General features: G+C 40.7%; 10 protein-coding genes and 2 pseudogenes. 3 read left to right on the top strand and 9 right to left on the bottom strand.

Annotated elements, in window-relative coordinates:
• Window positions 1–21: 21 nt before the first annotated feature.
• From A0125_RS03065 to A0125_RS16010, 3 genes and pseudogenes are all read right to left on the bottom strand, one after another.
• A complete protein-coding gene (locus A0125_RS03065; protein ID WP_066751914.1) occupies window positions 22–657 on the bottom strand; it encodes a hypothetical protein in 636 nt (211 codons plus the stop codon).
• A gap of 290 nt (window positions 658–947) precedes the next feature.
• Complete coding sequence (locus A0125_RS16015; RefSeq protein ID WP_231863123.1) at window positions 948–2,153, bottom strand: thioester reductase domain-containing protein; 1,206 nt, start codon at window positions 2,151–2,153, stop codon at window positions 948–950.
• A 69-nt stretch (window positions 2,154–2,222) separates the two neighbouring features.
• A pseudogene (locus tag A0125_RS16010) lies at window positions 2,223–3,992 on the bottom strand (amino acid adenylation domain-containing protein); the annotation flags it as partial.
• 567 nt (window positions 3,993–4,559) lie between these two features.
• Between A0125_RS16010 and A0125_RS03055 the strand changes: the two are divergent.
• Window positions 4,560–5,117 (top strand): annotated as a pseudogene (locus A0125_RS03055) (AAA family ATPase).
• 41 nt (window positions 5,118–5,158) lie between these two features.
• On the opposite strand, the gene gloA2 reads toward A0125_RS03055, so the two are convergent.
• From gloA2 to dinB, 4 genes are read right to left on the bottom strand one after another with little or no spacing between them, the layout of a single operon-like run.
• The gene (gene gloA2, locus A0125_RS03050) at window positions 5,159–5,545 is read right to left on the bottom strand and encodes an SMU1112c/YaeR family gloxylase I-like metalloprotein (protein WP_066751910.1); all 387 of its coding nucleotides are present in this window, start codon (window positions 5,543–5,545) and stop codon (window positions 5,159–5,161) included.
• Window positions 5,546–5,598: 53 nt separating this feature from the next.
• Window positions 5,599–7,251 (bottom strand): helix-hairpin-helix domain-containing protein, encoded by a 1,653-nt coding sequence (locus A0125_RS15755; protein WP_197464743.1) that lies wholly within the window; start codon window positions 7,249–7,251, stop codon window positions 5,599–5,601.
• Window positions 7,170–8,651 (bottom strand): PHP domain-containing protein, encoded by a 1,482-nt coding sequence (locus A0125_RS15750; RefSeq protein WP_197464742.1) that lies wholly within the window; start codon window positions 8,649–8,651, stop codon window positions 7,170–7,172. The genes A0125_RS15755 and A0125_RS15750 overlap by 82 nt, the downstream gene beginning before the upstream one ends.
• A gap of 18 nt (window positions 8,652–8,669) precedes the next feature.
• The gene (gene dinB, locus A0125_RS03040) at window positions 8,670–9,848 is read right to left on the bottom strand and encodes a DNA polymerase IV (RefSeq protein WP_066751908.1); all 1,179 of its coding nucleotides are present in this window, start codon (window positions 9,846–9,848) and stop codon (window positions 8,670–8,672) included.
• A gap of 81 nt (window positions 9,849–9,929) precedes the next feature.
• Here dinB and A0125_RS03035 point away from each other — a divergent pair, with 81 nt between their 5' ends.
• Complete coding sequence (locus tag A0125_RS03035; RefSeq protein WP_066751905.1) at window positions 9,930–10,169, top strand: helix-turn-helix domain-containing protein; 240 nt, start codon at window positions 9,930–9,932, stop codon at window positions 10,167–10,169.
• A gap of 23 nt (window positions 10,170–10,192) precedes the next feature.
• Here A0125_RS03035 and A0125_RS03030 read toward each other — a convergent pair whose 3' ends face one another.
• Window positions 10,193–11,317: a hypothetical protein gene (locus A0125_RS03030; RefSeq protein ID WP_197464741.1), complete on the bottom strand. Its 1,125-nt coding sequence runs from the start codon at window positions 11,315–11,317 to the stop codon at window positions 10,193–10,195.
• 226 nt (window positions 11,318–11,543) lie between these two features.
• Between A0125_RS03030 and A0125_RS03025 the strand changes: the two genes are divergently transcribed.
• A complete protein-coding gene (locus tag A0125_RS03025; RefSeq protein WP_066751899.1) occupies window positions 11,544–11,768 on the top strand; it encodes a hypothetical protein in 225 nt (74 codons plus the stop codon).
• 43 nt (window positions 11,769–11,811) lie between these two features.
• Here the strand turns inward: A0125_RS03025 and A0125_RS03020 are convergent, their stop codons facing one another.
• Entirely contained in the window at window positions 11,812–12,870 is a 1,059-nt protein-coding gene (locus A0125_RS03020) for a PA0069 family radical SAM protein (protein ID WP_066751896.1), read from the bottom strand.
• Window positions 12,871–12,912 lie beyond the last annotated feature (42 nt).

The following is a 12,912-nucleotide window of genomic DNA, read 5'->3' as shown; positions in this document are numbered from 1 at the left end:
TTTTACTTTTCACTAGAGAAGCTACAATGGCTTATTAGGCGCGAAAAGTTGTTCTGCTTCTACCTCACGATTATTGCCTTGCGCTTGTTGGTAGGCGGGCTTTCCTACAGCCAAGGATTTTAACAGCCCGATCCAAGATGATTCCGTATCGTTAGTCGTAGCCGCCAAATCATCTTGGGCGTACATCGCCATTTCTTGTAAATGCACATATTGACCAGATGGAATTGGTATGAAGGCCTCCGCTAACGTAATGTCATTGTGGAAAGAAGTGGTATAAAAAAAGGTCGATCCATAATCAGAGCTTTCTTTCTTCAGTTGCGATACATCGATAGCATCCACAAGAGATGCTACAAGGTACATGGGGTACTTTGCTGCTTGATATTCACCCCAAAGAATAATATCTTTTTTAGGGAATTTTCCTAAGTAAGCCTTAAACTGTCGGCGTACTTCTGATAATTGGATATTCTTTTTTCCGAAATAGGTGTTTCCATAAAATAGAATCCGTAGCTGAAGACTGTCGTTCCGATATTCATTCATAGCATCTTTAGCATAGGTGTTTTTAGAAGCGATTCCTTGATTTACAGCAGAACAACTACCGAAAGCCAGGAGTGTAAAGATGATGGAGATAATAGAGATGGTATTTCTGCACGTTTGCATAGCGTGTAATTCGGTTTACTTTTTCGGTTAGTTATTATCCTAAGGTAGAGAATTGCTTTCGTAATGTAACCTTCATTTCACTTTTTTCTGTACCATAAAGGATAATGGCATATCGATTTATCCTACTAGGAGTACGGCAATTTCGGGTAAACTGCTGGTTTTCGTGCCCGTAAAATTTTGCTTTGCACTTGGATTGCTTCCCTATACTACTGACATCAGGGAGACAGCGTATTAGTAAAAGCGTCATTTTGGAACCAAAATGACGCTTTATGTTTTTTATAATCAAATATTTATTCGGACAAAACACCCATGTATTGCAGATACGGTGTCATCAGCTTTTCGTCAAATATAGGCGGCTGCAAATCGGAATCAGATAAAAATCGTTTCGTATTCGAGCGGTCATAATAATACGTGTTTTCGTACGCCTCAACCAAACATTTACCTTCATGAACGTCTTCAGTGAATAAAGCTAATAATGGATAAATAGGCAGCTTATCGTCATCGATCCATTGATTTAGCCATTGATTATACTCCATTCCATCGAGCTTTATATTATAGTATTCTTTTATTTTCGCACAAAAATCTGTCAGCGAAACATCATTCTCGGCAAGCGGAGAAAGGTGAAAATTCAGTCCGACCGATTCTTTTTTCTTACTAATATGTACAATAGCTTTACACATATAATCTACAGTGGTAAGTTCGTCTTTAAGCCCCATAACCAGCGGAAATGATTTTAGCTGAACACAACTTCTGATCAATGCTCCCCACCATTGGTTCATCACGGTAGCGCCAGAAGTGCTGTGGCACACCGCAAAACCTAATCTAAAATTGATAATTGGCAATCCTTTCGCCTTCGCTTTTTCTGCAATGCTTTCCATAACCCATTTACTCTTAATATATCCTAAATCTCGCGTTACGGCTGGCATGTTTTGATAAATTGAGTCATCTTCATACATCCATGTTTTTTGAGTAAATGGCCTTCCCCAGCTAAAAACCCCCATGGATGATAACAGCACGAGGTATTTCACTTTTTGTGTTACTGCTAGCTCAATAATGTTATGCAAGCCATCTATATTTGGTTTTTTTATGAGTGAGTATGGTTGTACGTAGCTTACGGAACTTCCAGAATGATAGATTACTTCTACTTTTTCGGCTATAATCGCATAATCATGGTCATTCATGCCGAAGTTTTCTAAGGAAAGATCTCCAATAACCGCGATAGTACGGTGATTATATTCGGGCAACCATGGTAATCTGAACTTTGCAAATGTGTCTTTGATGCGTTGTAAACCTTCTGTTGCTGTAGAAGCGCGCACGAGGGTATAAATAGTTGCTGTAGTGTTTTTTAGTAGCTCTTCCAAAAGATGCGATCCTACAAAACCTGTGACGCCGGTGAGAAACAAAAACTTAGGATTGGCTAATACAGAAGGGTCGGGTGGGGTAGTAATTTCGAAGTTGCTTAACAGTTCAGAATCTTGTATCAGTTCTTTTTCCATCTCTTCGGCCTTCGCTTTCTGAGAAATTTCTAACTGGTTTAGCCTTTTTTCGACTTCTGTTACGAAAGATGATATCGTCGTGTAAATATATAGTTCTGGTAAGGTAATTCGGTTTCTGACTTTTTCTGGTAGCATTACATGCCAGTGCGCAACAAGGAGTGAATACCCGCCGAGATCAAAAAAATCGTCATTATCATCGATATCTTGGATCTCCAACAGTTCAGACCATATGTGTTTCACGACTTCGGTTAGGTTATTGTCGTTCCACACCGGTGTTTGCGCATTTTCGGATACGGCTTCTGGAATTATAAGTTGCGTTTTATCGACTTTTCCAGCGTGTGTAAGCGGCATTTTATTGACAAAGACAATTTTGTCAGGCACCATGTATGTTGGCATTACCTGTTGTAACTTTGATTTTATATGTTGTGGTGTGACATCTTGAAACTCCTGATGTTCGGCGAATTGTACGAAGGCAATCAATGCAGGTAAACCATTTTCTTTATGCTGCACTTTGATAGCTGCACGTAGTATTTGGGGTAATTTCGTTATGTGATGTTCGATTTCTGCTAGTTCGATCCGGTATCCCCTGATTTTGACTTGTTCATCTCGGCGTCCTGCAAATTCTAGATTACCATCTGCTCGGCGACGCACAATATCGCCAGTTTTGTACAATACTCTGTATTCACCCAAATCTTCGTGTGACCATTCTGGAGCTTCGATAAAAGATTTGGCAGTATCTTCTGGTCTATTTAAGTAACCTAAAGCAAGGCATAAACCTCCAATGTAGAGTTCACCAGCCACATCGTCTTCAACGGGATTCAATTGATCGTCCAATACAAACAATGTGGCAGATGGTATTGGTTTTCCAATAATTCTTGGATTAAAATCGTCCTTAAATTCATAATTGGTAACTGCTACTGTCGCTTCTGTCGGGCCATAACTATTAACGAGATGGATTCTATTGTACCAATTTCGTACGGTAGCTTCTGTACAAGCTTCGCCACCAATTCCGATGGTATGAAGATCGCCAATTGGTTTATTTACAGGTAAAGAGGCCAAAACCATCGGTGGCAACAATGGTATAATCTCTATTTGATGTGCTACGATGAATTCTTATAATGGCACTCCAACGATTTTATTATTAGGATAGAGATAAATTGTAGCACCTTTCACTAGTGGTACCCAGATATCAATTACGGCCGCGTCAAAACTTGGAGATGCAAATTGTAGAGTTCTGCTGCTGCTATTTATACCGAGCGCTTTAGCTTGATGCAAGACGAAATGAGAAAAGGAGTGATTTCCGATCATCACTCCTTTTGGAACTCCTGTACTACCCGATGTATATATGACGTAGGCAGTTGAATTAGGAAATATGCTGATTTCCAAATTTTCTTTAGGAATGCTATTAAAGTCGGCATTGTAGTGTAAAAGATCGAGAGATACGTATTTAGTAGTTTGTTTGTCGATTTTATCTAAGTACACGTTTTCAATAATGAGCAGATCTAAGGCAGCGTCGCTTATCATCATCTCGATTCGTGCTTGTGGTAGGTCACCATCAATAGGCAGGTAAGCAGCACCTGTTTTCAAGACTGCTAAAAAAGAAACGATTCTTCGTGCAGATTGTCCGATGCAAACTCCAACAATGCTACCAGCGCTAATATTTTGCTGATAGAGGTAAGCGGCCAACTGATTAGCTTGTTGGTTTAGCTCATGATAACTAATTCGTTCATTTCCGTCTACAAGTGCGATTTTAGTGGGATTTAGTACACTCAAGTCTTCTATTTGTTGTACTACACTGGAGAATTCCTCTAAAAAAGAAGATTCTGATGTGGCAACCATGTTGCTGTTGGGGGTGATTAAATTGTCTTTCATTGGAATTTTAAGTTAAAGGGTTGTATAGATGTTACTAATTAGTTTATAGGTTAATACAGCAAATAAATTTCAATGTGTAATAGAATGGCTATCTTATGGTGTTAAATAAAATACCATTAATAGGTAAATATTTAATGAAGTTAAAAATTTATCGCATTAAATAGCAAGCTATTTTTTTGATAAATGATAAAAATAACACAGGAAAGCAGTTTAAATAACGTTAGCTTATGGAACGTATCGCGTTTTAATAAGGCGTTAATAAATACATAATAACTTGATAAATAGGTGTTAATACAACATGTTAAATTATACGTGATATTTTACTCATTACAGTGGTTGTAGTCGGTGTGATTCAGCATATCAAACCGACTACATATTAACTAAATAGAGAAAATTAAATATTTTCACCCGTAGTTATTGTTTGAAAATAATATATTTGGATATGTAGGTAACGAGTGGGATAATCTGCTTGTGCTGACAAGGATCAAACCGATCTGGCTAAGAAAATACATTAATTTTTAATCTCAGCTTTTCATGAAATCACCCTATTTCTACATTATAACAGGTGGGCCAGGAGTTGGCAAAACATCACTCATTGAAGAACTAAATCGGCAAGGATTTTCAACCGTATCGGAAGATGCTCGGCGAATTATTAAAGAACAAGTAGGTTTAGGAGAAGACGGCGTACCTTGAAAAAACAAGGTGAAATATGCTCAATTGATGCGTGAAGAATCCATACGTAGCTATGAACGAGTTATGAAAGACATCGATTCCTCCATTTACTTTTTTGATCGTGGTTTATTAGATGCGATTTGCTATATGCGTATGCAAAAGATCACCATATCAACACACATGCTGGATCAAATAGCGAAGTACCGATACGCTAATCCAGTATTTGTGCTACCACCTTGGCCAGAAATTTATCAAAAAGATACGGAGCGCAAGCAAGATTGGAAAGAAGCCAAGTCTACATTTGCGCAAATGAAAGAAGCCTATGTAGCATTCGGTTATCAGGTGATTGAGCTACCCAAAAGTTCTGTCACTGATCGCGCTGAATTTATCTTGAACCATATTGGGCAACATATAAAGTAAATAAGTTTGAATTATAGCGTATATTCCTTTTAGATAGATAATTATCCTTCGTAAATCTCTATCGGCAAGTTATCTGGATCGCTAAAAAATGTAAACTTCTTTCCCGTGAATTCATCTATACGAATTGGTTCGGATTCGATTTTTTTACTACTAAGGTAAGCTACAGATTTCACTATATCATCTACCGCAAAAGCAATATGTCGTAATCCGGTAGCTTCGGGTCTGCTTGGTCGGGCTGGTGGGGCGGGGAAAGAGAAAAGTTCAATTAGGTATTGGCCATTAATAGCTAAATCTAGTTTGTAAGACTGCCGATCTGCCCGATAGATTTCTTGCATGATTTGCATTCCGAGTACTTGTGTATAAAATTCCTTCGATCGCTCATAGTCGGATGCGATAATGGCAACATGGTGCAAAGATTTTATTTCCATAGCATAAATGTACGGTATATTTATGAAGTCCCTGATTTCGAAAAATGCTTTCGCTATTTAATTTTATGACGCGGCAGATTTATTTCATGAGCTTGTGGATAAGGTTTTCTATTCGTCATGCTCACATCTTCTTGTATTCTACGCTGTGTATCGAATTGTCTTTTGTGATCATAGGCATAGCGCGGATCGGGGATAAAGGCCATCTTTGCCATTTTGTGAATGGTAATCGTAGGGAAATGATAATCTACCTCTACTGTACCCAATAACAAATAACACCCACCACCTTTGAAAGGATATTCTGTTAAGCTATCAGGAAAATGCGCGGTATCAAAATAACTTCCTTGTACATCTACCCAAGTGCCAAAGTACATGGTTCCACGTTTGGTAGGCACATGTTTTCGCGAAATCAGATAAGCTAGCATCTTTACTTGTTTTTTGTGGTGCTGAGTTAATTCATTTACCATGACGGTACCACGATAACGGGTTTGCAATAAGTCAAATGGCGAACAGGATGTCGGGAACCCCAATAATTCGATTTCGTCAAAAGCATCTTCAAAAAAAGATCTCTCTAGTTTTGGAAGCTTATACTCGCGAGCGGGTTCATGCAATAATACGGGTTGCCTAGCCTGTGGTTTGAAAGCCAGCAACAACAGGCGCGCTTGTACTAGCAATTCACTTTTGCTCTTTCCTGTAAAACGAAGCGCTCCGATAAATATGAGCGTCTGTATACTTTCTATGCCCATGGGTACACGGAGAAGTAAATCTTCCAAAGAAATATATGCTCCTTGCTGGAGTCGCTGCGCTACAATCTGATCAGCCAATTTGGATTCAAGACCTTGTAAATGCATGAAGCCTAAGTAAACATTACTGCCGTACACAGTGGTGCTGATATCACTATGGTTGACGCAGGGATTTTGTATGATGGCGCCAGACATGCGCGCTTCGTGCACATACACTTCAGTACGATAAAACCCACCTTGATTATTAATCACGGCGACCATAAATTCTATAGGATAATACACTTTTAGGTAAAGACTCTGATAACTTTCTACCGCGTAAGAAGCCGAATGCGCTTTGCAAAACGAATAACCTGCAAACGATTCAATCTGGCGATATACTTCCTCGCTGAGCTTCGAGCTGTGTCCTTTTGCGGCGCAAGATGCAAAGAAATTATGGCGTACTTGTTGCAGCGCTTCTAAGGAGCGCCCCTTGCCACTCATCGCACGGCGCAGCACATCGCCATCTGCCGCCGATAAGCCTCCAAAATGCATAGCAATCTTGATCACATCTTCTTGATACACCATAATGCCATACGTATCGCCCAAGTGCTCGCGAAATACTTCATGCATATATTCAAACTGATCGGGATAGTTATGTCTGAAAATGTATTCCTTCATCATGCCCGACTGCGCTACTCCAGGCCGTATGATAGAAGATGCAGCTACCAAGGTGCGATAATCGGCACATTTCAAACGGCGCAATAAGCCGCGCATGGCCGGGGATTCGATATAAAAGCAACCAATCGTTTGCCCGCGCGCGAGGTAATCATTGCACTGTGTTTCTTCTTTGGAAATCCGTGTATTACGGATATCGATAGTAATTCCTCGGTTTTGCGCGATAATCTTCACGGCATCGTTGATACTGCCAATGCCGCGTTGACTAAGGATATCAAATTTCTCCAATCCAATACTTTCGGCCACATGCATATCAAACTGTACAATTGGGAAGCCTTTTGGGGGTAATTCCAATGCCGAGACTGCGTAATTGGCTCTTCCGAAATCAGTATGCCGCAGGCGTGCATACTGCGCTGATTGGGATATTTTTCTAAAAGATTGCCATAATGATGTATTTGACGTACGACGGAATTGGTATCATGACGATCTGTTGGTTGCGTAGCCAATGCATCAAGCTCTTCCTTAGGTAATCCAAATACTTTTCCCAATTCCCGAAAGATGGAACGGTATTTAAATTCTATGTTAGTACCACAAAAAGCCACATGATCCTTGCCATAGCGATCAAAGATATAGCGAAGGATGACATCACGCTCTTGCCAACCCCAGTCGATATCAAAATCGGGTGGCACTTTACGATTTAGATTTAAGAAACGCTCGAAATACAAATCCAGTTCCAGTGGGCAGATATCGGTAATACCTAAGCAATAAGCTATTATGCTATTGGCTCCGCTACCGCGACCAATATGCATAAAGCCTTGGTTATTGCTGTATTGCACAATATCCCACGTGATTAAGAAATAACCACTAAAATTGAGTTCATCAATGACTTGTAATTCTCGTTCGGCTCGTTGTTTCGCAAGCTCATGCTTCGTTCCATATCGCCGCAGCAATCCTTTCTTTGTTAATTCTGCTAACAGCAAGCGGTCGCCCTCACGGCTATCGGTGAAGTGTTTTTTGTTTTTAGGTGTTGTATAGTCAAAGTCAAACGAACAACTCGCTAACAACTGCTGCGTATTGGCTACAATCTGAGGGTAATCTTGAAAGATAGCATGCAGATCTTGTATTAAGCGAAAGTGTTCGTCGGGACGGCAGCAGTCTTCGCGGCTGAGTCTAGAAAGCAGCACATTGCGATCTATTGCTCGCAGAATACAGTGCAATTTGTACGATGGCTTATCACTAAGGGTTATAGGTGCACAAATTACCATTTTGGCAAGATAACGTTGCCATTTCGTACGAATCAACAGATTGATTTCGTGCGGTTGTACACCAATGTACTCGTTTTCGTTTAATGCCGAAGGAGCTTCGCTCATTGGATAGATTACCGCCGTATCAGGTAGAGCCGGGCATCGGGCTGGCAACGGAGTTTCTTCCATGTTGTAAATGGTGCGCAGTTGGCAAATGGCGCCCACGCCACGAGTGTTCTTCGCGAGCAGAATAAAATGCAACTTGCCATTTTCGCGCATTTCCATACCTACAACCGGCTTGATACCGTTTTGACGACAGGTTTGCGCAAACTCGTAAATACCGCTCACGGTATTGATGTCGGTAAGCGCTATGGACTTTGAGCCGCTAGCCACGGCTTGCTTCACCAAGTCTTTAATAGAAAGCGTTCCGTAACGCAGGCTGTGATAAGATCGGCAGTTCAAGTACATAAGCGCTCAGGATTAATTTCAGGGTTTTTCCCTTTTGCTGAATTTTGGGTTTTCCAATTTTTTAATTCCTCCGGCACGGTTCACTTTATCGTATCCAAAACGGCTTTTGATTTGATCCATCGCTTGATAGAGTGCTACCATTTCTTGCGTATCTTCAAACAAGTTGATCTGCAAGCTGCCGCGTACCAGATTAGTAAAGCGCACGCCAATCAAGCGAATGCGCATACGCCTGTTATATAATTTGTCAAAAAGCTCCAAAGCACAACGCGACAAAGTATGATCGGCCGAAGTGTACGCCAAGCGACATTGCTTGGTTTCGGTATCAAAATTCGCATAGCGAAGTTTGATGACCACGGTTGAGGTAAGCCACTGCTCAGTACGAAGCTGATAGGCCAACTTCTCGACCATTCCGCCGATAATACTGCGCAGCTTGCTCAAGTCGATGGTGTCTGTACTGAAGGTGCTTTCTGTAGAGATGGATTTGCGTTCGGAATAAGGCTGTACAGGAGTGCTATCGATGCCGTTGGCTTTTTTCCAAAGTTCCAATCCGTTTTTTCCAATCATTTGCTGTAGCACTTCGACAGGCATATCGGCCAACGTGTGGATCTGGCGGATGCCAATGCGAGATAGTAATTGAAAAGTGCTATCGCCCACCATAGGGATCTTTCGTATGGATAGGGGATTGAGAAAAGATCGTACTCCATCTGCCGCAATTTGTTTGCGACCAATGGGTTTGGCTTCGCCCGTACCGATTTTAGCAACGGTTTTGTTGATAGAAAGGGCAAAGCTTATCGGTAAGCCAGTTTGCGAGGTTACCCGTTGGGCTAATTCTTCAGTCCATCGATAGGCTCCGAAGAAGCGATCCATGCCAGTTATATCCAAATAATGCTCATCAATACTGGCTTTTTCTACTACTGGAGATTGTTCTTCAATAATCTCGGTAACCGTGTGGGAGAGCTGAGAGTACATTTCCATATCTCCTTTGATCACCTTCGCTTCTGGACATAAACGCAAGGCCATTTTGATAGGCATAGCAGAGCGTACGCCGTAATAACGCGCTTCGTATGAGCAAGATGCTACCACACCACGATCGCCACCGCCAATAATAACAGGCATTTTTTGTAATTCGCTGTTTTTTAGCCGTTCGCAGGATACGAAGAATGTATCTAGATCCATATGTACAATGGCGCGTTCCATCTTGATTTCTTCTATTAATTTTCACAAACCTACTTGTTTTAGCTAAAAATATTAGTAATATTGTTGTTCCAAATTAGGACAATGTTGTATCTATCTGAAAACATACGCTACCTACGAGCCAAAGCAGGCAAATCACAGCGAGCGCTGGCCGAGCAGCTTGGGATTACGCGTGCGCGATACTCGAAGTATGAATATGGTACAGCGGAGCCGCCTTTGGAAATTTTATTAAAAATATCTGACTATTACCATGTTACGATAAATGTGCTGATCGCATCGTCTATATGTGATAGGACGACTACCGCACACCATCATAGTAAATAAAAGAAATGTGTGCTCAGGGATGATTAAAAATAATACCCTAAGTTGATATTGAATCTGCGTTGGAGCTTGGCATCAGGATTACCCCGGCTGAAATCATCTATAAAATTACCTCCGAACCAAGAATGATTGTATCCAGCAGCGTGTTCAATGTAAGTGACTACTGGTCCTATATTAGCGCGCACGCCTGTTACATTCATATAAGAGTTTTCAAAAGCTCTAAGATGCTTTTGCATATAGCCAAAATCATTGTATGCTGTGAACTGTTTAAGTATTCCCCAGTTTACATCAAAGTTTCTGGCTATACCAAGCGTGTATATGTTAAAGTTAGTGGCTACTTCGTAAGAAGAACCATACGCCGCCATTTCTACTATTTGGTTGGATTCGCCTTCAGTATTTATGGGATTATGTACTGCGTGTATGAAACTGGCCTTAAGATTCCACTTCTGGTAATCAGCTTCATAAGCTAATGCTCCAGCATAATGATTGCCGACTTGCTCGGTATCCATATTGTACAAACCGCCATATTGAGCAGACACACCAATACGTTGCCTGACTGTACCCAACGTTTTATATACCAAATTACCATTCACTTGATTGATCTTTTTATTACGGCCTACGATATCATACGCAAAACGGCTATGTGAAAGCTCTGCTTGTCCGCCAACATCCAAAGTTTCTGCATTTTTAAAGAAGGCAATATCATAATCCCAATGTTTTTTTTGTCGCAAATAACGAATTCCCATATCGTAATTATCTTCCAAACCTACATAGTAGCCTATATTAAAAAACCAGTTGTTGGCGGCATAAGGTTGAAGTCCAAAAGGAACAGAAGCCAGCCCGACCTGAATCTGCTCGCCCTCACGAAATTCATACCCCATCCAGGCATGTTTTAAAAATCCTCCTCCAAAAGAAGCAGCATACTGGCGATATTCGGCATCTAGCAATACTTTTTTGTAAGCAGCCTGTACATTTAGGCGTAATACATCATACAGAATAGCTCCACCTTGGTTACGCTGTTGTTCATCCCACGAGTTGTATAAATAATTGAAACGTAGCGCTCCCCCAAGATGGACTTGCAAAGAATCTTGAGCAACAGATTGGTTATAAAATAGACAACACCATAATGAAAGTAACGTATACTTCATCATAAACGAAAAATGGTTTGGCATCAATTAAGCAATTAAAAAATAATTATAAAACTAATGGGAATTAAAATTAACTATAATTATTGTGTGATTTTTTGTTCGCAACATTTTTTTATGATAAAAAAATCTAATTCTCAGTTTTGTAAGTAGGTATAAATACCTAAAAACCTGTATATCTAAACAAGAAATTGTGAATGCTGTTTTTTTTCTGAACAACAAAGTTAAGATTATGAAGAGAAAAAATTATGTACTAGGGATGTTAGCTGCTGCTGTGTTGGCGCTAAGCGCTTGCAACAATCATCCTCGTGAAGAGGCAGAGCAACCACGTATGCCAGAAGATCGCACAATGGATCCCCACGATGGCGCACCAGCAACAACAGATACTGCACACCGCGATACGATGCCTACATCGGATACACTCAATACGAGAAATCCCGCTCAACCGAACTTTTAGTAGACGAATGTAGTATTAGACAATACTTGCATCTTCCGATCGCTCAAAACAACTGAAGCTGATCGGAAGATGCAGATCGTCTAAAATGACTTTTGGAAAGGGTGTGTATCTCTTGATTGAGGCCATATTTTCGAGCGTGTAGTTTAAAATTGTCGTTGATGATTTGGGCTATATTTCCTGCACCTCGCATACGCTCTCCGAACGTGCTATTATTAAGCTGGCCGCTGTGACAAGATGCAATTTGATGTAATATTTTTTCGGCTCTGTCAGGATAAGTTTTTTCTAGCCAATCCTTGAAGAGCGCACTGATTTCCCCGTTTAGACGAACAATAGTATAGCCTGCCCAGCGTGCGCCATGATCACTAGCTGCTTGCAATACCGCTGGTATTTCGTGATCTGTCAATCCGGGTATAATCGGCGCACACATAATACCCGTAGGAATCCCACACGAATTTAGCGCTTCTAATGTGCGAAGGCGCTCCCGAGATGTTGCTGTTCTAGGCTCCAGCTTTTGTCGTGTAGCTTCTGTCAATGAGTTGATCGACAGATACACAACACAAAGTTGTTTTTTAGCCATGTCTTGCAAAATGTCTATATCTCGCTTTATAAGGCTGTTTTTGGTAATAATACCTATCGGTTGTCCTTGCTCCAATGCTATCTGAAGTATTTGTCGAGTGAGCTGATATTTACGTTCTAAAGGTTGGTAGCAATCGGTATTTCCAGAAAGCGAAATGGTATCCGCATTCCAGTTTTTTTTATTGATAAATTCTTTGAATAGTGCTGGCGCATTCTCTTTTACTAAAATTTTGCTTTCGAAATCAACACCAGCGCTGTATCCCCAGTATTGATGAGAATTTCTGGCATAACAATATATACAGCCATGCTCACAGCCTTGATACGGATTGGCCGAATACGCCATGCCTACATCAGGACTGTCCACTTTGTTGACTAAGGTTTTAGGATAAACGGTTGTTTGAAAGGTACGGATCGCTTCTTCTTCCCATTCATCGATACCTTCTGCATGGTGCTGGCCATACTGGTTTGCCAAAAACCGATTTTGCGAATTGTATTGAGCTCCTCGGCCTTTTGTATATTGTTTCATGTCGATTCTTGCTACAAAAAACAAATATACTAATATTTTTAG

The sequence above is a fragment of the Sphingobacterium populi genome (assembly GCF_001586775.1).
GTDB lineage: Bacteria > Bacteroidota > Bacteroidia > Sphingobacteriales > Sphingobacteriaceae > Sphingobacterium > Sphingobacterium populi.
Note: the sequence above shows the minus strand (reverse complement) of the source record. Positions and strands in the feature narration are given on the sequence as shown.